Annotated in this window: 19 protein-coding genes; 8 read left to right on the forward strand and 11 right to left on the reverse strand. The window is 54.7% G+C overall.

Features of this window, described 5'->3' with window-relative positions; translation table 11 throughout:
* Nucleotides 1–98: 98 nt before the first annotated feature.
* Nucleotides 99–626, forward strand: a complete 528-nt coding sequence (locus tag RID21_RS30585) for a transthyretin-like family protein (protein WP_350195639.1) — start codon at nucleotides 99–101, stop codon at nucleotides 624–626.
* A 118-nt stretch (nucleotides 627–744) separates the two neighbouring features.
* On the opposite strand, the gene RID21_RS30590 is transcribed toward RID21_RS30585, so the two are convergent.
* The 6 genes from RID21_RS30590 to RID21_RS30615 form a co-directional block, all read right to left on the reverse strand.
* Entirely contained in the window at nucleotides 745–4,395 is a 3,651-nt protein-coding gene (locus RID21_RS30590; protein ID WP_350195641.1) for a hypothetical protein, read from the reverse strand.
* Nucleotides 4,396–4,467: 72 nt separating this feature from the next.
* Entirely contained in the window at nucleotides 4,468–5,532 is a 1,065-nt protein-coding gene (locus RID21_RS30595; protein ID WP_350195643.1) for a DUF1559 family PulG-like putative transporter, read from the reverse strand.
* Nucleotides 5,522–6,454 carry a hypothetical protein gene (locus tag RID21_RS30600; RefSeq protein ID WP_350195645.1) on the reverse strand — a complete coding sequence of 311 codons (933 nt, stop codon included), beginning with the start codon at nucleotides 6,452–6,454 and terminating at the stop codon, nucleotides 5,522–5,524. The genes RID21_RS30595 and RID21_RS30600 overlap by 11 nt, the downstream gene beginning before the upstream one ends.
* A gap of 3 nt (nucleotides 6,455–6,457) precedes the next feature.
* Entirely contained in the window at nucleotides 6,458–6,622 is a 165-nt protein-coding gene (locus tag RID21_RS30605) for a DUF4339 domain-containing protein (RefSeq protein ID WP_350195646.1), read from the reverse strand.
* 288 nt (nucleotides 6,623–6,910) lie between these two features.
* Nucleotides 6,911–11,023: a protein kinase domain-containing protein gene (locus RID21_RS30610; protein ID WP_350195648.1), complete on the reverse strand. Its 4,113-nt coding sequence runs from the start codon at nucleotides 11,021–11,023 to the stop codon at nucleotides 6,911–6,913.
* 110 nt (nucleotides 11,024–11,133) lie between these two features.
* Nucleotides 11,134–11,694 (reverse strand): RNA polymerase sigma factor, encoded by a 561-nt coding sequence (locus RID21_RS30615; RefSeq protein ID WP_350195650.1) that lies wholly within the window; start codon nucleotides 11,692–11,694, stop codon nucleotides 11,134–11,136.
* A 542-nt stretch (nucleotides 11,695–12,236) separates the two neighbouring features.
* Here RID21_RS30615 and RID21_RS30620 point away from each other — a divergent pair.
* Entirely contained in the window at nucleotides 12,237–12,545 is a 309-nt protein-coding gene (locus RID21_RS30620; RefSeq protein WP_350195652.1) for a hypothetical protein, read from the forward strand.
* A 6-nt stretch (nucleotides 12,546–12,551) separates the two neighbouring features.
* Here RID21_RS30620 and RID21_RS30625 read toward each other — a convergent pair whose 3' ends face one another.
* On the reverse strand, nucleotides 12,552–13,736 hold the full coding sequence (locus RID21_RS30625; RefSeq protein ID WP_350195654.1) for an AraC family transcriptional regulator: 1,185 nt from the start codon (nucleotides 13,734–13,736) through the stop codon (nucleotides 12,552–12,554).
* Between the two features lie 159 nt (nucleotides 13,737–13,895).
* Here RID21_RS30625 and RID21_RS30630 point away from each other — a divergent pair, with 159 nt between their 5' ends.
* The 5 genes from RID21_RS30630 (at nucleotide 13,896) to RID21_RS30650 (ending at nucleotide 20,191) form a co-directional block, all read left to right on the forward strand.
* On the forward strand, nucleotides 13,896–15,479 hold the full coding sequence (locus RID21_RS30630; RefSeq protein ID WP_350195656.1) for an N-acyl-D-amino-acid deacylase family protein: 1,584 nt from the start codon (nucleotides 13,896–13,898) through the stop codon (nucleotides 15,477–15,479).
* Between the two features lie 71 nt (nucleotides 15,480–15,550).
* Complete coding sequence (locus RID21_RS30635; RefSeq protein ID WP_350195658.1) at nucleotides 15,551–16,648, forward strand: N-acetyltransferase DgcN family protein; 1,098 nt, start codon at nucleotides 15,551–15,553, stop codon at nucleotides 16,646–16,648.
* Nucleotides 16,645–17,664, forward strand: coding sequence for a dipeptide epimerase (locus tag RID21_RS30640; protein WP_350195660.1), 1,020 nt, complete (start codon nucleotides 16,645–16,647; stop codon nucleotides 17,662–17,664). Before RID21_RS30635 ends, RID21_RS30640 begins: the two co-directional genes overlap by 4 nt.
* A 191-nt stretch (nucleotides 17,665–17,855) precedes the next feature.
* Nucleotides 17,856–19,211: an APC family permease gene (locus RID21_RS30645; protein WP_350195662.1), complete on the forward strand. Its 1,356-nt coding sequence runs from the start codon at nucleotides 17,856–17,858 to the stop codon at nucleotides 19,209–19,211.
* Between the two features lie 131 nt (nucleotides 19,212–19,342).
* Nucleotides 19,343–20,191: a PP2C family protein-serine/threonine phosphatase gene (locus tag RID21_RS30650; RefSeq protein ID WP_350195664.1), complete on the forward strand. Its 849-nt coding sequence runs from the start codon at nucleotides 19,343–19,345 to the stop codon at nucleotides 20,189–20,191.
* On the opposite strand, the gene RID21_RS30655 is transcribed toward RID21_RS30650, so the two are convergent.
* The 4 genes from RID21_RS30655 to RID21_RS30670 all read right to left on the reverse strand — a co-directional run bounded on the left by RID21_RS30655 (nucleotide 20,188) and on the right by RID21_RS30670 (nucleotide 22,089).
* On the reverse strand, nucleotides 20,188–20,556 hold the full coding sequence (locus RID21_RS30655; RefSeq protein WP_350195666.1) for an STAS domain-containing protein: 369 nt from the start codon (nucleotides 20,554–20,556) through the stop codon (nucleotides 20,188–20,190). The genes RID21_RS30650 and RID21_RS30655 overlap by 4 nt on opposite strands.
* Before the next feature lie 124 nt (nucleotides 20,557–20,680).
* On the reverse strand, nucleotides 20,681–21,049 hold the full coding sequence (locus RID21_RS30660) for a hypothetical protein (protein ID WP_350195668.1): 369 nt from the start codon (nucleotides 21,047–21,049) through the stop codon (nucleotides 20,681–20,683).
* 79 nt (nucleotides 21,050–21,128) lie between these two features.
* Entirely contained in the window at nucleotides 21,129–21,644 is a 516-nt protein-coding gene (locus RID21_RS30665; RefSeq protein WP_350195670.1) for a hemerythrin domain-containing protein, read from the reverse strand.
* Nucleotides 21,613–22,089 carry a hypothetical protein gene (locus RID21_RS30670; RefSeq protein WP_350195672.1) on the reverse strand — a complete coding sequence of 159 codons (477 nt, stop codon included), beginning with the start codon at nucleotides 22,087–22,089 and terminating at the stop codon, nucleotides 21,613–21,615. The genes RID21_RS30665 and RID21_RS30670 overlap by 32 nt, the downstream gene beginning before the upstream one ends.
* Before the next feature lie 301 nt (nucleotides 22,090–22,390).
* Here RID21_RS30670 and RID21_RS30675 point away from each other — a divergent pair, with 301 nt between their 5' ends.
* The gene (locus RID21_RS30675; protein WP_350195674.1) at nucleotides 22,391–22,540 is read left to right on the forward strand and encodes a hypothetical protein; all 150 of its coding nucleotides are present in this window, start codon (nucleotides 22,391–22,393) and stop codon (nucleotides 22,538–22,540) included.
* Nucleotides 22,541–22,713: the final 173 nt, after the last annotated feature.

Consider the following 22,713-nt stretch of genomic DNA (forward strand, 5'->3'; position numbering starts at 1 on the left):
CTTCCCGGTTTCATCAAGTCTGGTGAAACCGGGATTTCTGTTTTACGAAATGTTCTGAGTCTCGCGATGAGATGGATGGATACCAAAGGGGGAATCACATGATCTGCAACGTACGAATCAAGACATGCCTTGGTCTGCTTGCTCTGGCTGCCTGTGCTTACGGGTGCTCTGGATCAGGAATCGATGTTGACCTGGCTCCGGTTTCGGGAGTGGTCACAATGGATGGTCAGCCGCTGGAAAATGCCATCGTTATCTTTTCGCCCGAGAAAGGGAATCCTTCTTCGGGCAAAACCGATGCGAAAGGCTATTACGAACTGGTCTATGTGGGTGATGCCAAAGGAGCGATTGTCGGCCCGCACAAAGTGCGAATTACGACCGGTAAGGCGACTGACGGACAGGTCTCGGCAGGCAGCGGCGAAGCGGATCTGGCCAATGCCTCTCTGGATGATACGGTGAATATTGATACTCCTCCCCCCGAGGATGGAGATGTGACACAACGTCGTGTCGTCAAGAAAAAGAAAGCCGAAAAAGATCCGATTCCCGAAAAGTACAATACCAAAACAACGCTGACGGCTGACGTCAAAGATGAGAATAATACCCTGGATTTCAAATTAGAATCCAAGTAAGCAGCCAGCTGATTCCATTCTCGAACCTCTCATGCAGACTGATCTGTGATGGGAGGTTTTTTCTTTTGGGCCCTGATTGATGTACTCTGTCGCAAAAGGCTGGCGGAACTGCGCCGTTTTAGCGTCTGCTGAATTTGCGTCGGACGAGGAAGAGTAATATCCCCAGAACCAGGACCGCGTTCACAGAGATGACGGCCGGTAACAGCCATTCGATGCGGTCCGGTCTGGCGAACCCTTTGGCGTCGCGAAGTTGTTGGGCGGCCAGGTGCTCGGCCTGGTGAAATTGAGCGTATTCCTCTCTGCTGAGCTCTTGATCCCGATTCAGGTCGCTCTGAGCAAAGTGCTGTTTGGCCTGCGTGAAGCGGATTTCATAATCGCGTGATTTCACAACGTTACTGGCGTCCGGTTTGTCTTCCGAGAAAATTTCCTCGAAGCTGATCGTTTTATTCTGGTCGGCGTCGATGACCGTGAAATACTTGTCAGCTGGAATTTGTGTCGGATCGTAACGGAATTCAATTTCGTCCAAATCCAGGAAGCTGCTCTGATTGCGATCGAACCGTTGGAACTGTTCCCAGGCCAGGCCGATCAGCAGGGGCGATGGTTCATCGTAGAATTCTTCCCAGGAAAGCTGTCCGTCGTGATCGGCATCCTCTCGACCATAGACGCGCATGGTGACGTAGCAGCAGCCCATCGGTGAGAAGCGAAACTCTGCCAGCGAGAAGTGTCCGTCGCCGTCAGAGTCAAAGGCCGCCATCCCCTGGGGGATCCGTCCCGGAGTGGCGCCGTTCGAATTGACCTTCGCCAGTTCTTTTACATCCAGCAGTCCATCCAGATTCGTATCGTGACGCTGGAAGAATTTCAGTTCATCAATGTTGGCGAGGGGGGATTTAGCCAGTTCCCGGTAAGTCAGCTGCTGGTTCTGGTCTTCGTCCAGCTCCCGGAACATCGTGAACACTTCCTGCACCGGTTTACGAATGGAACGAATATACTCGTTGACTGACAGACGCTGGTCGCCGTCCTTGTCTGAGGAGGTGATATAGGAGTGATACATCACACAGCCGTTCGGGGTGCGGAGCGGAGCAGAAGACGTGTGTTGCATGCCGTAGGCAATTTGTATCAGACGATCCGCTTCTTTACGGGAGACCCTGCCATCCTGGTTGGCATCCCAGTGTTTGAATTCCACCCGGGAAAGGGGGGGCAGTTGCTGTTCGAGTTCCGAGTCGGGCCATTCCCAGTAGGTGAGCTGACCGTCGGTGCTGGAATCAGCGGCTTTGAAGATTTTCTGCCAGGTTTTCTGGGCTGCGTTAGCCAGTTCGGCGACGGGATCCGGGACAGGACCTCTTTCTTCTACGGGCAGCAGATCGGGCAGGGCACGGTACTCATCTTGGGAAAGCTTGCCGTCGTGGTTAAAGTCAACCAGGTGGAAATCCCGGCGGGCAGCCGGCCGGGTGGCTTTCCCAATTTTGGCGAGATACTCGGTTTCTGAAAGGTGGCTGTCCTGGTCCAGGTCATTCAGGGTGAAGGCGGCCTGGGGGTTCATTTTGGAATAGTCGACCTGAAACTCGAACTCATCCAGGTTCAGGATTCCACTCTGATCTCGGTCGTAGCGTCGGAACAGTTCCCAGGCGATACCAATCAGTTGGGGCGACGGTTCCGCATAGAACTCGTCCCAGGAGAGTTGCGCATCATTGTTCTGATCTTTACGATCAAATACCCGCAGGGTGATGTAGCTCGCGCCAATCGGAGCCAGACGGAACTCCCGCAGCGAGAGCTTGTTGTCTTTGTCGTCATCGAATGCCGCCATTCCCTGCGGCAGCCGGTCTTTGGTGGAGTTGTTGGAATTATGAGTGCCCAGTTCGTCCCGACTCAGGAACCCGTCCAGATCTTTATCCCGGGCGAGAAACAGGTTGAATTCATCAATGTTCGTCGAGGAAGCTGTCGCGAGTTCCTGGTATGTCAGGAGTTCATCGTGGTCGGCATCCATGTTTTGAAAGTTCTGCAGGACCTTTTCCGCGGGAAGCCTGATGGAGGGCAGGTACTCTGCTTTGGAGAGGCGATGGTCGCCGTTTTTATCGGTCCGTTCAATGTAAAAACGATAGAGCACCAAACCGTTGGCAGCGCGGAGCGGGAAACCATCCACGTGTCTGATCCCGTAAGCCACGTCGATCATCAGTGCGGCTTCTTCGGGAGAGACGGTTCCATTTCGATTCGTATCCCAATTCTGAAATTTAACTTCTGCCAGTGGCGGGAGCTGTTGTTTCAAAGCGGCACGTGGCCATTCAGTAGGAGACAATCGGCCATCGCTATTCACGTCGGCCCTGGATTGAATCGAACGCCAGGTCAGGTGGGCACCCTGGGCAAGCTCCGCGAACGGATCGGGAACGCTGCCACGATCCCGCCCGGGAAACAGGCTGGGGAGAGCCTGATACTCTGCAAGTGAAAGCGTACCGTTGCCGTCAAAATCAACGACGTGGAAATTCCGCTTCGCCAGCTCGGGTTTCAGACCGGCCACCAGCGGCAGGTGTTCCTCCCAGGTCAACTGGTCATCGCCGTTTTTATCATACGCGGAGAACGCGAACTCGGGTTTGATCTTTGATGTGTCGATCGCAAACTCATATTCATTCAGTTCCAGCATGCCATTCTGGTTCCGGTCGAATCGCCGGAAGAGTTCCCAGACCAGGCCGATGAGCTGCGGCGCGGGTTCCGTGTAGAACTCCTCCCAGGAAAGCCGGGCGTCATGGTCCAGATCTTTCTGAGTGTACATTCGCAGGGTGACATAAAAGCAGCCAATGGGGGCCAGTCGGAATTCACTCATCGAGAACTTGCCGTCACCGTCGACATCGAAGGCGGGGAACGCATGATTCAACCGCGCCGCGGAAGCGCTGTTCAAACCGATTTTCAAGAGTTCTTCCCGGCTTAAAAAACCATCCAGGTCGGTGTCGCTTCTGAGGAAGAAGGCGACTTCATCGATGTAGGATGTAGTTGATTTTGTCAGTTCGGGAATTGAGAGATAGTCGCTCTGATCGGCATCCAGTTCCTTGAAGAGCGCCAGCACTTTTTCTTCCGGCCAGCGAATGGAGGGGATGTATTCTTCTTTAGAGATGCGGCTGTCGTTGTTTTTGTCGGTACGGGTCAGGTAAGAACGGTAAATGACCCAGCCGTTCTCGGCTCGCAGTTGGGAGCCGTCGGTGTGCTTCATACCGTAGGCAATGTCGAGCAGCAGGTCTGCTTCACTGGAGGTGACCAGCCCATTCTGGTCTCTATCCCAGATCGAGAATTTAAGCGCGGCCAGTGGCGGGAGCTGTTGTTTGAGTGCCCCGGTTGGCCATTCTTTCTTTGAGAGCTGTCCATCCCCGTTGGCATCGGCGGCTTGCTGAATTGCGGCCCATTTGCGTTTTGCTTCGGCCACGAACGGAGCCACGGGATCGGGGACTGCGGCCCGTTCGCCTGGTGGCGTGACGCCGGTCACGGTCTGGAATTCTTCCAGCGAGAGCAGTTCATTGTGATCGAAGTCGCTTACAGTGAATGCCTGCCCGGCCTGTTCCGGTTTCAGTTGGGGCATCCCGGCTGTGAATTCGTCCCGGGTTAAGTAACCGTCACCGCTGGTATCGATATTTTCATACCGTTCCTCTGGTGTAGCAGCCTGAGCCTGGAGAGCGACGCTGGGCAGCACCAGTAACAGAACAGCAAGAAATCGACAGCGGTTCAAGCGGAACGAGGCCGGTTCGTTTGCTGGCCGGGTGCTCTGTGGTTTTAATAATAAAGTCACTCACTCACCTTTTTTCATCTTGGCTGCCGGGTGGTTGCGAAGCTGATCATCACAGGAAGCATCCTCTGGCTGTTACTGCTCGAGCAGAGTACCCGCTAAGGACTGTCCCTGGGGGCTGGCCAGGGCCGCATAGACTTTGCCGTCAATTTTTTCAGACAAGAAAGAAAAGTGTCCGTCGCAGTAGCCCGCATTCACGCCGCCGGTGTGCAGGGAATTAGGAAAGGGGGCTCTGCCTTCGGGCTGTTCAAGCCCGGCATTGATGGCTGCGGAACCGGAGTTCGCGAGGTTGTAATCCACATTGCCTGCGGTGCAGCGACCATTGACACAGGGATCGCCGATGTAGAAGCTGGTCAGGAACGGACTGGGGGATGACCAGTTGGCCGTCCAGGCTTTGGGATCGTAGCCGGTCCGAATATTTTCGGAGATCATCAGCGTATTCGAAGCACCATCGGTGATGCCTGCCATGGTGTAATGACGATCGGCGCGGACCTCTCCTTTCCAGGTTTCGTTATAAAACAGCCCCATGTAAAAGTACAGGTCGCGGTCTGAGGGAGCTCCGTCGTCTTCAGTTGAGGAATGGCAGATCACGCCGTTACCGTTCAGGTCGAGCCTTCTGCCACGGGCATCGACGGGACAGTTATGCACGCTTCCAATCTGGGCGGTGAATCCAATTCCGCCATTCAGGACATAGGAGAGGTTTCCTTTCCCCGGGATCACGCTGTGATCGGAGGGGCAGGTCAGGACGGCGATGTGTTGCCCCGCCAGAGGAATGTTGGCTGGATCTTTGCAGGACAGATCGAAGTCCCACTGGTTGTAGATATTTGCCTGGTCCAGATAGGGGAGGATATCGACAATCCAGCTGCGATACTGACCGAAGGTAGCGGGAGTACCGTCCCCGAAGTAGCCACAGGCGGGGAACCGCTGGGCGGTATCGGTATTCTGCAGCAGGGCGATGCCCAGGTTTCGCATGCGGTTGAGGCATTGTGCCTGTCGGGCCGAGTTCCGGGCGGTCTGGATTGCCGGCAGGGTCAGTCCGATCAGCAGACTGATGACCGCGGTGGCGACCAGCAGTTCGACGATCGTATATCCGGCATTTGTGGGAACGACCGACTTAGATTGCATTCGTTTATAGTTCATCAGCACGCGACTCCAGCAGCCAGGCAGCGATATAAGTCAGGACGGCGACAATAATGACGGCGTCCGCAAAATACATCCAGTAAGAGAAGGCAGAGCACTCTCCGATCAGGGGAAAGATAAGTTTGGCTTCCGCATCTTTTTGAGAAGGGAAAACCAGGCTCTGCTGTTTGTTCCAGTAGAGCAGGTAGTACGCGACGATACCGGACGCGGCCAGAGCGGTGCCGACTTTGAATGCCCACCGTAAGAAGGACGTCGAGATAATCAGCAGTAACGGCGAAAGTACGGCGATCGTCAGTAACCCGCCTGCAGTGTAAGCGGCGAACAGCAGTGGGGAGACCGGCCCGACAAAGGGAATGTTGAATTGTCCCTGACCGAGCCAGTTGACCATGCCTGCGGTCCCCGCACTCAGACAGAAGATGACTGCGATGACCAGCAGTGCCAGCTTGAATCTGGGGCTGGAAAGGAATGAGAGGGAGACCGCGGGGACGATCTGTCGGGGTGCCTCTTCTTCCTGCTGCTTCGGCGCACGGGCATCGATGCGTTCAACCGCAGCCCGGACCGTCGTCGACCAGGTTTCGTCCGAGTAGGCACCGGTGTCTGCTTCTTCGTCAGATTCGTCGAGGGGGGAATCTGTCGAATCGATCTGATCTATTTCGGCGTCGCTGTCTGCGGTCGCTGTTCCAGATACGGAGCCACTGTCAGCGTACTCCGTATTGACGGGAACCGGTGGAATCTTACTGTTTCTTAACGAGAGCAGCCGTCGCAACCAGCCAGGCTGGTCCGCCTGGGGGGCGGATTCCGCTTCGGTTTCATCCTGGCTCGCCAGAAAGGTATCCAGGTCCTCTGCGTCGGCAAGTTCAGCGGAGACTTCAGAGTCTGTATCAGCAGTGACCGGATCGGGTTCCGGATCTTTGCGTGCCATGTATTACAGACCCACGACCGAGTCTGCCCGCTGCCAGTCGTCCAGATAATGTGGACGGACCTGGGTGTCCGGAGAGAGTTTTTCCTCGCGGATCATGTCGACCAGTTCCCGAAACGTGTAGGGGCCCTGTTCTTCCGCGTCCCGTATGCAAAACCATTCGATTGTCATAAGTCTTCAAACACAGTCTGAGTCATTCAGATCTGTTCAAGCAGGGAGTTATGTAGATGATCGCGTTGTAACACATGGTCAGTGTATATTGGGAAGTGTGCAATAGTTAATCAAATTTAGACAGAAAAATTAAATAATCTTAAATATTGAAACAGGCGTGTTTCAGGACTGGAAATGAAAGCGGACTTGAGTCGCTGCAGATGGTGTCAGTGCCTTTAATCAATGCTACCGGAAGGTTATGCGGATTTCCTGCGACGTTTCCAGGCACAGCGTGCGTAGTCGGTCTACCTATTTCTTAACCCAACTGGCGCCGTTCAATTTGCCATCCGCGTGGTGTGGGCTGGCATCGGGGATGGTCTCTCCCGTTTCCTGATCGAAGCGATACAGCAGGAGTGTCTGATCGTCGAGGGGCAACTGGTCGGCTGGTGTGAAGGGATTGCTGTAGCGTTCCGTCTTGGAAACGCGCAGGGCATGCAGGCGGCCTTCGAAGCCATGGGAAGTGCCGGTTTCTTCCGTCGGTGTGCCGCCGATCCATAGTGGTTTCAATAAACAGTCTTTGACGATGTTCCTGACCCGTTGATATTTGATGCTCCGCATTTTCTGTGTATTACAGGGGAGACCATTGAGAAAGAGTCGCCAGTTCGAGCCGTCCCACTGACAGGCCACATGGACGGGGCGACTGGTGGCGACATCGCGACTGGAGGTCGACGAGACAGGAATTTCCTGGGACCGCGGATCCAGCAGCGACCAGGTCCAGTATTCTCCCTGATTCATATGGTATTTCAGGCTGAGTGATCCCCATTGAAATACACTTTGATGTGTCAGTTTCCTGCTGGGTTCCGGAGAGAGCCAGGCTTCGATTGTCAATGTGCCGTCAAACTGATCGGGAAGCTTCGATTCGAGCCAGCCGGTACCATCGAACTGGATGCCACGGCTGGTCAGCTTCGGGTCCACTTCAGGTGCGGTTGACCAGTCTGCTCCCATGATTCTGCCATGATTGTGCATGCCACTCAAATCGTGGAGCAGGTTGCCGCTGCCCTGTTCAAAGCGGTACAGGGTGACGGTCGATTCATGCTGAGTGAGCAGCGGGGGCGGTTCGAAAGCGGAGTCGTAAATGGTTTCTTCGCTGATGCGCAGCTGGGAGATATTGCCTTGGAATCCACGGTGCTGTGCATCTTCAATCACAGAGCCGGTACCGATGCGCAGCAGCGAACGGAGGTAGCGCGCTTCCCGGGGGGACTGCTCTTTCCGCACTTTTTCCGGCACCTGTCCGTCCACAAACACATTAAGTGAAGTGCCATCAAAAACACCGGCGATATGGTGCTGGCCGGGGGGGATCTCCGCTGAGAAAGCGTGCCAGGTCCAAGAACCTTCGTGGTAGTAGACGTGGACGCGATGATTCCTGAGCACGCAGTACATGGCCCGCAGATGCGAATGCAGGTCATAGATGACGGCCGAGGAGAACTGGTCGTTCATACTTTCTGCAGAGATATCAGCCCAGCATTCGATCGTCAGGGGATTAGTGGGACGGCGATAGTCATAGACGGCTTCGACCGAGTCATCAACTCCGTTGAAGTGCAGGGAGAATCGATCGAGACTTTCCAGTCCCTGCGTAGACAGATTGGGGGTGGCGCAGATCCGGAAACCGGTTAACGCGTCACGGGTGACCGGCAGCCGCCCTTCGCGGTAAGCGGCGCGACAGGACTCGGGAGAATGAGTTGCCGATCCGCCCCGCAGCATGCGGTGGGTCCCGGTATGGGGACCCGAGGGATTATTAACCGGGTTCGAGAAGCTTTCTTCATTCGAGAAATAGTCGCGGCACCACTCGGCGACGTTGCCGTGCATGTCGTATAAACCGAAGGCATTCGGCTGCAGTTGACCACAGGGCTGAGGCTGTGTGGCACCGGTCCAGGCATAAAGGGCAAGTTGTTCTTTATCAGCCGGGTACCACGGTGTGGTAGTGCCCGCACGACAGGCGTATTCCCATTGTGACTCAGCCGGGAGATCAAAATTGAAGGCGGGATTCTGTCGTGTCAGCCAACTGCAGAAGTTACGCGCATCAAACCAGCTGAGGTTGGCAACCGGATGATCGTCTCCCAGGACGCCCTTGAGATCACTGGCCCAGGTGATCTGCGGATCAGCCCCGGCTGCTTTGAAGTCGGTGCCCCCTCGTCCGTCGCGTTCGGCGTCGGTCCGGTAGCGGGCGTGATCGGCAAACTGTCGGAACTGCTTCCGGGTGATTTCAGTGCGGCTGAAATAGAAGGGGACGGTGATGCGTGCCAGTCGTTGAGGTAAATCTGCCGTCAGCACTTTGTATTTGAGTTCCTGCTGTTGGGTCGAAGCTGCGGTGTTTTTCAGCGTTTCATCCAGCGTGCCCATCATGAATTCGCCGGGAGGAATCAGTTCGAGATCGATCGACGCGCCGTTGCCCAAAGGAATATTCACTTGCGAAGGCAACTGGAGATGATCGGCCCAGGCCTGTTGCAGTTCGCGGATTCGCTCGCGCGAATCATTGACCAGCACGGGGTCGGGCTTCTCAACCGGCCATTTAAATTCGTTGTTTTTCTCAGGACTTTTGTCCGGATCAAATTCTTCCCAGGTTGCGCCCACGATCTTACCATCGCGACCATTGCCACTCAGATCGGGAACGACATTCCCGGTATTGGCCTGCATGTGATACAGCAAAAGTGTTGAGTCGTTGGACGTCAGTTCTTTTTCCGGGGTGAAATCGTCCAGGTAGATGGCTCCCTGGGAGAACCGGCACTGATGCAACACTCCGGCGAAGCAGGCTTTTTTCTCAGCCACGGGACGGCCAATCAGCGCGGGATCGGGGTTGGCACCCAGGTGGATGGGAATGGGGGAATGGCGATGCCGGCGACGGACCGGGTAGTTCAATCCCTGTTTCTTGCCATTCACATACATGCCGATACTGATACCGTCATAAACGGCAGCCAGGTGGACCTTTTTACCACAACCGATCTGATGCGAATACTTATGCGGGGCGTAATAGATGCCGTCGTGAAACAGGAACTCAGGCATGGTTCCGTCTCTCAGCCGCAGCAGGAAACCGGCCGTCTCCGCATTGGAAACGATTTCCATATTCCGCGGGCGTTCTTCGCAGTCCGGAGTCAGCCAGGCCTCGAAGGTAATCGGTTCGCCGCTGTCATAGATAAAGGGGGTTTCGATAAAGTCATCGACCCCGTCGAAGCGGAGCACGAATTCAGTCTGATGCGGTTCAGGCGCAACAGGTGCAGCGGGCACCTCGTTGTCGGCAACTTCTTCTGTGGCAGGGGCAGGCAGCAGGAGCAGAAAGCCCAACAGAATCAGCATAGCCAGTGAGAAAAATGCACCATACCATTTCCAGCCGTTGTTACGCTTGAGAGACTTTTGATGCAGAATGTATTCCAGGGATTCCACGTTTCCCAGGCGATGATGCAGGGCAGCGGTGACTTCCCGGGCGGAGGGTCTGAGTTGCGGATCGCGCTCCAGCATCGACTTCAGCAGTTTCCGATCGACCCGATTGACCTGCTGAAACTGGCTGGGTTGATTGATAATCTCCAGGGTTTTGTGATCCCGGTTCAGGGGATGGCCTGTGAGCAGAAAAAACCAGACACAACCCAGGGAGTAGATGTCCGACTTGTCTGTGGCGTTGCGGGCGGCATTCCATTGTTCAGGCGCAACGTAATGGATTTGTCCGAAGCCCTGTCTGAGTGAGGTCAGTTCGTCGTCGGGCAGATTCTTTTCAGGCTGGAAGGCCAGACCGAAATCTGCGATCTGGACATAACCTTTTGTATTTACCAGGATATTTCCCGGGTGAATGTCGCGATGGACAATACCCAGTTGATGAACGGCAGTCAGTCCCGAGGCGACCTGAAAGATCAGACTGGCACAGGCCCGTGAGGGAATTGAGGACCCGAGTTCCTGCATCCGTTGCGTCAGATTCTGGCCATCCACGTATTCCTGAACGAAATAGGTAAAGCCGTTTTCCTCTCCTGCAAAGAGGGCCTTGACTACGTAGGGGGATTCGACGCGCGCGAGCAGTTTGACTTCACGCTCAAATCGCTCCGAGAGGTTCTTCCAGTTTTTCTGCTTTTCCGAGTTGATAATTTTGACGGCGACCGGGCGAATCAGACGTGTGTCATAGCCTTTGAAAACGCGTCCCATGCCCCCTGCGCCGATTTCATGTTCCAGCGAAATGTGACCAATGGACAGCGGGGGGACCTTGAGACTGTTGATCAGTTCGTCGGTTTCCTCATCCAGCAGTTCAAGTTGCGCGCGGCAGTCACTACACCTGCTGAAATGCCGGGAAAGGGAATCAATCTCGTTTAAATCGAGTTTGCCCAGGTTATAGTCTGAAAGCGTCGCCAGATTGGGGCATTCGGAGGGATTGGAGTTAACCACCAGTCCGGGTCCTCAGTAAAGTTTTAACAACAGTCAACAATGTCTTCCTTAAGTAACTGTGTTAAGTAGGGGGAAAATGTGACATCAAATGGCCGGGAAATTCGTGATTTTCAGGATTCCCCCAGAAAGTCACGAATTTTGCGGAGTGCCCGAGACTGGATCTGACGGACATTCGCTGACGACAGGCCTGTCTCCTCGGCAATTTCTCGAGGGAGTTTACCGGAGAGAAAGTACAGGCTCAGCACCTGTTTTTCATTTTCGGACAGCCCGGCCAGCTGAATCAGCCCCTCGGCGATATCCCGTTTTTCTTCAACAGTTTCGATGTTGTCATCGATCAGATTGTGGATCTGGTTGAGGTTATCAGAGCCACCGATGGGGACGACCTGTTTTTTGCGAATCTGATTCGCAGCGACATTCCGCAGGCAGCTTTTCAGCAAGCGAATGAAGCTGTGCCGACCATGTTCCAGGCGGAGGTCCTGCTCGGCCATCACCTTGACGATGACGGTCAGCGTCTCCTGAACCGCATCTTCCACATCCTGTCTGTTATCCAGAACGCGGCTGGCAATGCGGAACAGAACCCATTCAGAGAGTTTCATTAACCTGTTGCGGGATTCCGGATCTCCCAGTGAGGCATGATAAATGAGAGTGGTCGAGATGGATTCCAGATTCATGGCGAGAATGTAAATCTGTTGAAGAGAACAGTTTCGGAATAAATTTGATAAAGAATGAATTTTTTTGTCACAAATCAGCCTGCTCGTGAAACCTAATTCAGTGAGCAGCACCTGTTGTGACTCGGCTTGTCCGAAATCAGTGACGGCAGGTCTGATGGAGAACGTTATCAGTTACTTGGATGCTGTACCTTTAAACTCATTTCTCATAAGCCTTTGTACCCATGTGTTAATACTGATGCAAGCAGAAAAGCTAGAGTTTGCGCAAAGCAATGTCTCTGTGCTCCTGATTGCAGGTGAAAACTCCGTGATTAAACCCGTTCTTATAACGGCAGGAGCGTCGCTCTTGCCGCATACCGTCTCGATGTTTCGTTAAGGCGTTGGGTGCCTGCCCTCTGGGATTCGAAGTTTTTCCAAGAATTCCAGAGGGTCCTTTTCTCACCCTGCTTAAGCCTGATGTAGTGACAGGTGGTACCCGAAATAGAGCCTGTTGTGGGAGTAGCGCGATCGACCATGGCAGGGGCCGGCTTTATGAAGGAAATGATATGCGGTGCGACTTCCTATGTATTGTGCTACTGGCAGTGATTTCATTGACTTTGACTCCTGCGTTCGAAAGTCAGCCGATGACGACGGCAGTGAATCCCGAGTCAGGTGAAGTGTTTCAAGCCTGTTATGATTCTACCGGTAAACTACACGGGACGTGTGTCCGACGTGATAAATACGGGAATCTGGTTGAAGAGATGGAATGCGTCCACGGGCATTGTGTCAGTTGCAGACAGTATGCGGCCAGCGGAAAATTGCTCTACGAAATTCGCGAAGACAAGAATTTCAAACTGGTGCAAACCTACCCTTGAAGCGTGTCAGTTCTCTGATCGCTGGCTTCTGCGAAATTCGAGTGGAGTTGTGCCGATCTGCTTTTTGAAAACGAAACAGAGTTGTCCCGGGCTGCAGAAGCCTGAAGAACCTGCGATCTGGGCGACGGTTTTATCGGTCGAGATCAGCAACTGTTTCACCCGCTCCATTTTTATCCGGCGGATTTCGTCTGCGGGACTACAGTTTAAGAGCTGGCGAAAGCGCTGTTCCAGGGAACGACGCGAAAGCGGAACCGCCTGCAGGACGTCGCTGACCTGAATTCCGGTATGAGCGTGTTCGCGGATGAAGCGGAGGGCATCCACAAACAGTGGATCGTCGATGGCCAGCATTTCAGTAGACTGTCGTTCGATCACGTGCAGCGGGGGCAGGGCCAGCGACTTTGATTTGACCCGCTTGCCCGCCAGCAGGGCTTCGAGGATGCGAACGCTGTTAATGCCGATCTGCTCACTGGCGAGGACTATACTGGAGAGCGGCGGTGCGGAGATATTACAGAGTAATTCATCCGTATCCGCGACCAGGATCGCGATTTCTTCCGGCACCCGGAAGCCGACAGCATTACAGACTTCGGTTAACAACACACCAGCATGTGGGTCCGCCGCCATGACCGCCAGTGGTCGGGGGGCCTGTTGTAACCAGTGCAGTGTACGTTCCTGGAGGGAGGTTTTATCGCGGGAGAAGGATTTGCTGTGGAACATATCACAGTCCAGTCCTGCAGCCTCGACCACCTCCAGAAAGCGTTCGCCCCGCGAGGGGGAATACCGCTGACTGGGCGGGCCATAATAGGCGAAATGGCGGAAGCCTCGCTCGCGAAAATGCGAGAAAGCCATTTCGGCCCGACGGGCATCATCGGTGCGGACGCGGTACCAGTCCGGATCATCCTGTTCCCAGTAGGAAACATTCACCGTGGGGAGCTGGAGGCCGCGGACATGTTCGGCTGTTTTTTCATCACGAATCGCCGCGATGATGCCGTCCCCCTGCCAGTTGCGGGGAACGCGTAACCGCCACTGTCGATCGCGGGGCGCAATCCATAGACTCCAGGGTAAGACGTTCCGCACAACCGATGCGATGCCCTGAATCACGCTGCGGCCCCAGGTGTCGTCCGGGTCGATCAACAGCGCGATCTGTCTGTTATCAGGGATCTTCAAAGCCGGCGATCGGGGGCGGCGAGGCATGTAACGGTCTCAAACAGGCAAAAATCGGGTGTGCGCAAATTCGATATCAGTTTGCGCATTCTCGGATTGTTTGACAAGCGTCCGGCGGTAAAGTGGTGCGCATGAATCAACGTTTGCTGAAGCGCACCCACTGTTCGTAATGACTGTAGAGGTAATCCCGTGACTTTGAGACCTGCGATCGTTCTGCGTAGCCTGTTGCTGCTGGCGCTGTTGTTACCGTCACTCGGTGTTGCTGCGGAGCGGGTGGATTACGTAATCGAAAACGGCACGCTGCACGACGGAACCGGTCAGGTGATTGAGCAGGGACACGTGGCGGTGCGGGACGGGAAAATCGTTTCCGTCGGACCCGGTAAGGGGCCGGCGAGCGAGACCCGCATCGATGCGAGCGGACTGATTGTCTGTCCGGGATTCATCGACCTGCATACTCACAGTGATCGGGGCATCGTCAATCCCAAGGCCCGGGGCGCGGTGAACTACCTGATGCAGGGCTGCACGACATCGGTGACCGGTAACTGCGGGATGGGGCCCATCGAAGTCAAAGAATTCTATGACAAAGTCGATCTGGCGGGCGCGGGAACCAATGTAGCGCATCTGTTGCCTCAAGGTGAACTGCGTTCGCAGGTGATTGGCAAGGTCAATCGCAAAGCGACCAAAGCGGAACTGCAGGAGATGCAGCAGCGGGCAGCCCGGGCGATGCAGGAAGGGGCCTGGGGGATGTCGACCGGCCTGATTTATACTCCCAGCACTTACGCGGACACGGAAGAACTGATCGCGCTCGCCCGCGTGATTGGTAAAGCCGGGGGGATTTATGCCAGCCACATTCGCGGTGAGGAGGACGGACTGCTCGGTTCCTATCAGGAAGCGATTCGCATTGGTCGTGAGGCAGAAGTTCCGGTGCACTTCTCCCATATGAAAGTGAAGGGGACCCCGAACTGGGGCAACCTGCGTCTGGCGATCAATATGATCAAACAGGCCCGCAAGACAGGTCAGCGGGTGACCGCCGATCAGTATCCCTATATCGCTGCGAGTACCTCGCTGGCTGCAACGGTCTTTCCCCCCTGGTCGATGTCCGGCGGGAGAGAAGAACTGGTCAAGCGGCTGGATACAGCAGATGTCGGTGAAAAGATCCGGGCTGCGGTCGCCCAGAGCCTGCGCATCAAAGAAGACGGCAAGCAGATCGTGATTGCTCAATATGGCCCGCGACCGGAATGGGTGGGTCGGCACTTGCGCGAGATTGCGAAACAGGAAGAGAAATCGCCGCTGCAGATTACAGAGGAAATCATTCGCAACGGGGGAGCGCAGATTGTGAACTTCGCCATGAATGAAGAGGAAGTCCGCATGGCGATGCAGCATCCATGGGTGGCGACCGCCTCGGATGGCGGGGTGATGATTCCTGATGCCACGCGTCCACATCCACGAAATTATGGTGCCTTTCCCCGTAAGATCGGCCATTACGCGATTCGCGAACAGGTGCTGCCATTGAACCAGGCAATTCGCAGTGCCACGGGGCTGCCGGCTGAGATCCTGGGATTGACCGATCGAGGATTTCTCAAACCGGGACAGGCGGCGGATATCGTCGTCTTCGATCCGAAAACCATCATCGATACGGCGACGTTTGAAAATCCGCATCAGTACGCGGAAGGCATGCGGTATGTCTTTGTGAATGGGGTGGCCGCCGTCCATGGAGGCACGCCGACCGGTGCCCTTGCTGGACGGGCGCTGCGAAAGCCGTCTACTCCCTGAGTGCTACCACGTCTCAGGCATTAAAGTTCTTCACGCTTCATTATTAACTTATCTCTTTTGGGGATCACGCTATGAATACCGTTGTACCTGCCGTGGAAAAAACGCCGGTGCCTGGACTGGACATCATCAATGAGTACCGCCGGATTGCGATCGCAGTCGGTGATGATGCCCCGCTGTCGAACTCAAAGACCGCCATCAGCCTGCTCCGCTACCGGGGCGAGCACTGTCTGGCTGTGATCGATCCGGCGCACCAGGGGAAAACCACCCAGGACCTGTATGGCGTTGGGGGAAGCACTCCGGTCGTTGGTTCGCTGTCGGATGTGGCCTCTCCCGATGCACTGTTTATCGGGATTTCACCTCCAGGCGGTCAGATGCCGGAATCACTGAGCCGGGTGATCGCGGAAGGTGTGGACCGCGGGCTGGATATCGTTTCCGGTCTGCACGAGTTTCTGGTTGAGAACGAAGATTTCTGCCAGGCGGCGCAGCGGACTGGCAGTCGGCTGATTGATGTCCGCCGGAACCAGCATCGCCAGACGGCTCGCTGTGCCGAGTTTCGGGATGGCTGTTTGCGGATTCACGCTGTCGGTCAGGATTGCAGCGTGGGCAAAATGGTGACGATGCTCGAACTCGAACGGGGTCTGCAGCAGCGTCAGCGGGATGCGAAGTTCCTGGCGACGGGACAGACGGGGATCATGATCAAGGGGAACGGCGTTCCTGTCGACTGTGTCGTTTCCGACTTTGTCAACGGAGCCGTGGAGGAGATGGTGCTGCAGCATGAACAGCATGAGATTCTACTCATCGAAGGGCAGGGGAGTATCACACATCCAGCCTTTTCGGCGGTGACACTGGGTCTGTTGCATGGCTGTGCACCGCAGGGGTTGATTCTCTGTTACGAAGCAGCCCGTCCCCATGTGAAAGCAATGCCGCATGTGCCACTCAAGTCACTGGAACGCTACCGGGAACTTTACGAGCAGCTCGCTTCGGAACGGTTCCCCGCGGAAGTGATTGGCGTTGCCATGAACGGTCGCAATCTCACTGAAGCAGAAGCGGACATCGAGAAACAGCAGGTGCAGCAACGACTGGGCTTACCGGTCTGTGATGTCTACCGCGATGGACCGGATCTCCTGGTTGATGCCGTGTTGAATCTGAGAGGGAGGCTGTTCGCGTGAAACTGGAATGGCGGCGGGTCAGCCTGCCTTTGAAAGATCCCTTCACGATCGCCCGTGGCACGCTGCACCATCAGCAGTGCCTGATCGTGAGTCTGATGCAGGACGGTGTGAGCGGATTTGGCGAAGTTACCTGCAACAATTATTATGGTCACACGTACGAATCGCTGGAAGCGGCGCTCAGCCTGGTCCACGATGCGATCGCAGATCAGCCGTTGATGCATCCGCGAGAGCTGTATGAAGTCTGCCAGGCTGTCATTCCTGCAGACCGGTTTGCGCTTTCCGTCATCGATGGAGCGGCCTACGATCTATACGGCAAGGCTCAGGGAATTCGCACGACTGAAATCCTGGGGCTAACCACGACTGCTGAGACCCGTTCGAGTTATACCCTGGGCATCGACTCGATTGAGGAAATGATTCGCAAATATCGTGATCAGCCCGATTGGCCTGTCTACAAGATCAAGCTGGGAACGCCGCACGATCTGGAGATTGTGGAGGCTCTGCGGTCAGTGACGGACGCGACGATTCGTGTCGACGCGAACTGTGCCTGGACCGTGGAGCAGACGATAACGAATTCGCATGCACTCCGGGAGTTGGGAGTGGAGTTCATCGAACAGCCGTTGCCGGCCGATGCATCTCCTGCTGCGCAGCGGGAAGTCTTTGAGCAGAGTGCGCTGCCCGTGATTGCGGATGAGAGCTGCCGAACCGAAGAGGATGTGGCCCGCTGTGAAGGTCTGTTTCACGGGATTAATGTCAAGCTGTGCAAATGCGGCGGATTGACGCCTGCGAGCCGGATGTTGCAGCAGGCTCGCGCACTGGGAATGAAAACGATGGTCGGTTGTATGATTGAATCGACGGTCGGTATCTCGGCTGCAGCGCAGTTGCTACCGTTACTCGACTATGCTGACTTCGATGGGGCCAACCTGCTGGCGGAAGACGTGGCGCGGGGAGTTCGCATTCACAACGGGGAAGTCGAATTCAGTACTGTGCCCGGGAATGGGATTGAACTGCTGATCTGAGGCAGAAACGTGACTGCCTGCTTTGTTTTCAGTGGACATTCTTTATCTGGCTCGTTTTTCGATCTATTTTCGATTCATCAGTTATTATCTGTACCCGAGGCGTGTAGAATTTCGCATGACAAACCAGAAGTGACAGGAAGTACTGCTTCTGCTGAAACCCTGATTGATTTCCCGGGGAGCCCTGCGAGTCGATGACGAAGAGATATGGTTTCTGGACACTGACCTTTCTGGTCATTGCGAATATGATTGGAGCCGGAGTCTTTACGACCTCCGGTTTCTCGCTCATGGATCTGGGATCTCCCGGACTGGTAGTTCTCGCCTGGGTAGCGGGGGGATTGATCGCGATTGCGGGCGCCTTCAGTTATGGGCAGCTGATTAAAGCCATGCCGGAATCGGGGGGCGAATATCTGTTTCTGTCGAGAGCCGCACATCCGTTACTCGGGTTCATCGCGGGCTGGGTGTCGTTGATTGCAGGCTTTTCCGGTGCGATCGCGTTTGCTGCGACTGCGCTGGAAGCGTATGTCCTGCCGGAAGGCACGCGTCCCGGATGGATGCCGGCGGGGACGCTGGCGGTCTGTTCGATTCTGCTGGCCGGCGTGTTTCATGGCAGGAATCCACGACTGGGAGCTTTGGTACAGAATTCGGTCGTGGTGCTCAAACTGGTACTGCTGTCTGCCATTCTGATGTTTGCTGCAGCTCAGTTCTCCAGTGAGACGATGCCCGGCGTCTCTGCGCCGACCGTCGAGTTGACCGGCTGGGCGCTGGTCAGTGCGTTCGCAGGATCTCTGGTCTGGATTTCTTTGAGTTATTCGGGTTTCAATGCCGCGGTCTATGTGGCGGATGAAGTCGAAGCGGCGAATCGCTCGATTCCCCGGGCGATGGTTGCCGGCACCGGGATCGTGATGGTACTCTATCTGTTGTTGAACGCGGTTTTCGTGTATGCACCGCCGCCCGAGGAGATTAAAGGTCAGGCGGATGTGGCGACCATTACGGCGGAATTCATCGGGGGAATCGCTTTCGCGAGTTTCGTGCGCTGGACCATCGTCACCTGCCTGCTGACCTCGGTCTTCAGTATGATCATGACCGCACCCCGGGTTTACGCCAAGATGGCGGATGATGGCCTGTTACCTGGATTTATCCGGATGCAGGGGGGGAGCCCGGTCCGGGCGATTCTTTTGCAGGTCGCACTGGCTGTGCTTTTGGTGTTAATCTCCAGTCTGCAGGGGCTGCTGTCCTATCTGGGACTGACGCTGTCGATTTCTGCCGCCGGTTCGGTATTCTGCCTGTTTCTATCCGGTGTCCGTACGAAGCCGCTCTCGCATTATTCGAATCTGATTCCCCTGCTGTTCATTCTCTGCACCCTTATCGCAGCGGGAATTATGGTCAGTTTCAATCCCTGGCAGCTGCTGGGAACCGGAATTACGTTCGCGATTGGCGCAGTGGCCTATGTGCTGACGCGGATCTATCGTCCGAAAGCCGATTTACTCGCTTCACCCGGAATTGAAGAGGCTCTGGCAGAAGACATGCAGGAACCTCCACGATCCTGAAGCTGACTGTCTAAGTTCTACTGATGTCAGATTTGAACAGTAGTCAGACCGTCTGCTGGTTCTATAAATTATACTGAATATGTTTTATTACCTGGCTTACGTCTCTCCCTCAATTGTAAAGGTCGACAGTGATGGCGATTGCCCAAGCGGGGCGAATGCAGTGTATGGAAGTCTGGGGTGGAAATCAGAGCGTGGATCGTAAACTGACGACCACGGGGCTCGATCTCTGGGTCTACAGTCAGCCGCATGCTGCTTCCCGTTCGGGAGGGGACGTGTATTACGTTTCCTCCTGTTCTTCCGGCAGGATCACCCGCTTGCTGCTGGCTGATGTGAGTGGTCATGGCGAAGTGGTCGCGGCCCGGGCCAACGTGCTGCGGAATCTGATGCGGCGCCACATCAATCATATCAATCAGGCCTCCCTGGTCGAAGCTATCAATGATGATTTCGAATCCGAATCCCGAACGGGAGCGTTTGCGACCGCTGTGATTGGAACCTTCTTCGCTCCCACCAGGACACTCACGATCTGCAACGCCGGTCATCCGAGCCCCCTGATCTACCAGGCGCAGCGCAAAAGGTGGATCCCCTTTGGCAGCGAACAGGGGGCTTCCGAAGTCGAGCGTAATTTTCCCCTGGGGATCACGGTCGAACAAAATTATTCGAATCAATCCTGCAAACTGGGTCGTGAGGATCTGATGCTCTGTTTCACCGACGGATTGCTGGAGTTCAAACAGTCCGACGGGAGTCTGCTGGGTGAAGCGGGGCTACTGCGACTGCTCTCACAACTCGACTGCAGTCAGCCGGAGCGTCTGATTCCGGAACTGCTTCAGCTGCTGGATCCGGACCAGGAGCGGATTAACGCCGCCGATGATGTTTCGCTGATGCTCTTTCAACGCAACAATGAGCGCGTTTCGCTGTACGATAATCTGGCAGCCCCGTTTCGGGCGGTGAAGCATTTTTTCAGCCGGACGGAAAAGGCTTAATTCGAGCTGAGGCTCAGGATGGCTTCTTCGCGGGTGTCGAACAGCGGCCAGAGCGTTCCCAGTTTGATACTCTGGAGAATGTACTGCATGTTTTCACAGGCGTTGCAGAAGACAGCCTGTCCGCCTGACTGTTTCGCCTGTTGCAGGAGACGGGTAAGACAGCTGATGATGATCGAGTCCAGGTATTCCACGCGATTGAGATCGATGATCACATTGGAGATTTCAGGCGCGTTCAGCAAGGTCAGGATTTTATTGGATTCAATCTGGATGTTGTTATACAGGAACTGCAGGGCCGATCCCTGGGGAATTACAATCAGATTCGGGGCAATGACTTCAACCTCGAATATTTCATAGTTTTCAGACATGATTTGAGCTCAATCTCCACTGGCCCACTAACGATATAATAATTAAAAAAATCCAGAGAAGTGAATGTTCTATCATAGCCCATTCACTTTCCGGATTTCAATCAGTGAGACGGATAACTTTGATTTAACTCAATCCTTCTTCGTCCTGTTGTGTCTCAATGTGCACAGTCTGTTTTTTCTGATCACGTTTTTTAGAAATTTTCCGTTTTAAAGTATGCACGGAACGCCTGATGGCAACATTGATGGCCGATGAGAGTCGTTCCCGGGTTTCCTGAACGACGATCGGCGCGCCGACTCGAGTCTGCAGGACAATGCGACACCGCTGATTGATGCCTCCTTTGGGACCGTTGATATCTGTAATGCAGATGCGGACCGTTTTGATCCAGTTCTCGACGCGATTGACGGCCTTGTCCCATTCGCGTTCGATGTACTCTCTGGTTCCGGGACCACAGTTGATCTGTGTGGCGACACATTCAAAATCATAGTTTCTCATTGGAAAATCCTTTGGGAAAGAGAACAACGGTTTCAACGATTGAAGTGAATCTCGGTGGTGCAGTAGATCAGGAGTTTTCTCACCAGCGTGCCGAGTCTGCTCTACTGGAAACGCCTGAATGATACATTCGCTTAAAATTTTCGTATGAAGCTGACATGATCAGATCGAATTCTGCCGATTCGTGTTGCTGAAACTTCTGATAGAACTGATCAAAACGTTCGATCTGTGCCGCGTAAGTGGTTTGATTCCATTCCGGGTATAACGCCTCTTCAACCTGCTCGGCGATCGATGCGATTTCCAGGTATAAATCTTCATGCTGATCCCTCAGCCGCTGTGACTCAGCAGCGGTGAGGGCATCGACCTGGTCTGCATGATCGAAATAGCCGAAGGTGGCTTCCAAAGCGAAATGCATCGCCAGCTGGTCTCTCAGCTCATTGACGAGCACGCTGAACCATTCCGGTTTGAGTATTAACGGATCGGGGACCAGCCAGAAAGTACGCAGATTTTCCATGAGATTGTAGAGCCTGAGATTGTCCTCTTTGATCTCTTTGAGAAAAGCAGCATTAACAGTGACCTGACGAGAGTTGCTGATCATGGTGATGTTCCCGTTTAGAAAAGTGTGTCTCGAATTGAGTCTGTGCTGCACCAACAGTGACATGCAGAGCAACAGCGGCAGATTCCGGACCGGAGTGCTGCAGACTGATTGCCGATAATAAAAGCTGCAGCGAATAATACGTCTTGAGGTGTCCCGTGATCGAGATCCGTTCCCGATCCTGTTGGCAGGTGAGCTGCAGAAATTGCGTGTCTTTCAGCAGATCATCCACGCTTGATTTCGTCAGTGTGATGGAATCCGTCGCCACTCCATTGTTTGACATGTCATCCCCGTTTGCTTGAGTGAGGGGCGGACTGTCAACTGCCGTTGACAGTGTCACCCCACGTTGATGGTGGCTGCCGGAAGGTAAAACAGACCATGGTGCGCCGCAGGTTAGAATCAGGCCCCAGTACAAGCCTGTCTCTCGCTCATCCAGACGGCACACCATGGTGATCCTCCTTAAAAATTGATCTGCTGCAGGAGAAGAAAGGCAAAGCGCATGCCAAACCCGGCAACAGGAATACCGACTTGCCGGAGATGCGTTTCAAGGGAGACCGGATGTGAACTGCAGGTGACAGCGTCGCGCCCGGCTGACACTTTTCAGAGCCTCCAGCAGATCGCATCAGTCCTAAGTGATGAGTGCATCAGGAATAGCACTCACCGTAGACTAACTGGCATGCTGTTTGCTTCCTCTAATCCGGTAAACACCTCGAGGTGCCTCATGGTTTCCATTACGAAAGGGCACCGCAATGCGCAATTTATTAAACAAAAAGACTCCTCGGCTGGTTCCATTCACTCCTCCACGGTTGCCTGCACAGGCGGATCGGGAGGATGTATTAGGGCAGGTGATCCTCTTCCTGGTGATTCTGCTCGCGATCCTGTTGCAGGCACTGACGTAGAAACTGACCGAATCGTCTCTATTCAATTGCCTGCCGCCGGTTAAAATGGAATGAGCTTTGAAGAACATTCCCTGTCGGGGATTTTGTACTTCACCCGAGATAGACATCCATCAGAACAGGCGGCGAGGCTTCATGTCCGGCGAATTCAGTGCAGATTGTTTTCGAGCGATTGC

The organism is Gimesia sp. (assembly GCF_040219335.1).
Lineage (GTDB): Bacteria > Planctomycetota > Planctomycetia > Planctomycetales > Planctomycetaceae > Gimesia.

Bases quoted from the DNA above. Each gene is read 5' to 3' on its own strand.
- RID21_RS30650 (WP_350195664.1), top strand. From the start codon at position 19,343: ATGGCGATTGCCCAAGCGGGGCGAATGCAGTGTATGGAAGTCTGGGGT.
- RID21_RS30625 (WP_350195654.1), bottom strand. From the start codon at position 13,736: ATGCCTCGCCGCCCCCGATCGCCGGCTTTGAAGATCCCTGATAACAGA.
- RID21_RS30600 (WP_350195645.1), bottom strand. From the start codon at position 6,454: ATGGCACGCAAAGATCCGGAACCCGATCCGGTCACTGCTGATACAGAC.
- RID21_RS30655 (WP_350195666.1), bottom strand. From the start codon at position 20,556: ATGTCTGAAAACTATGAAATATTCGAGGTTGAAGTCATTGCCCCGAAT.
- RID21_RS30665 (WP_350195670.1), bottom strand. From the start codon at position 21,644: ATGATCAGCAACTCTCGTCAGGTCACTGTTAATGCTGCTTTTCTCAAA.
- RID21_RS30615 (WP_350195650.1), bottom strand. From the start codon at position 11,694: ATGAATCTGGAATCCATCTCGACCACTCTCATTTATCATGCCTCACTG.
- RID21_RS30675 (WP_350195674.1), top strand. From the start codon at position 22,391: ATGCGCAATTTATTAAACAAAAAGACTCCTCGGCTGGTTCCATTCACT.
- RID21_RS30605 (WP_350195646.1), bottom strand. From the start codon at position 6,622: ATGACAATCGAATGGTTTTGCATACGGGACGCGGAAGAACAGGGCCCC.
- RID21_RS30595 (WP_350195643.1), bottom strand. From the start codon at position 5,532: ATGAACTATAAACGAATGCAATCTAAGTCGGTCGTTCCCACAAATGCC.
- RID21_RS30620 (WP_350195652.1), top strand. From the start codon at position 12,237: ATGCGGTGCGACTTCCTATGTATTGTGCTACTGGCAGTGATTTCATTG.
- RID21_RS30585 (WP_350195639.1), top strand. From the start codon at position 99: ATGATCTGCAACGTACGAATCAAGACATGCCTTGGTCTGCTTGCTCTG.
- RID21_RS30645 (WP_350195662.1), top strand. From the start codon at position 17,856: ATGACGAAGAGATATGGTTTCTGGACACTGACCTTTCTGGTCATTGCG.
- RID21_RS30670 (WP_350195672.1), bottom strand. From the start codon at position 22,089: ATGGTGTGCCGTCTGGATGAGCGAGAGACAGGCTTGTACTGGGGCCTG.
- RID21_RS30635 (WP_350195658.1), top strand. From the start codon at position 15,551: ATGAATACCGTTGTACCTGCCGTGGAAAAAACGCCGGTGCCTGGACTG.
- RID21_RS30660 (WP_350195668.1), bottom strand. From the start codon at position 21,049: ATGAGAAACTATGATTTTGAATGTGTCGCCACACAGATCAACTGTGGT.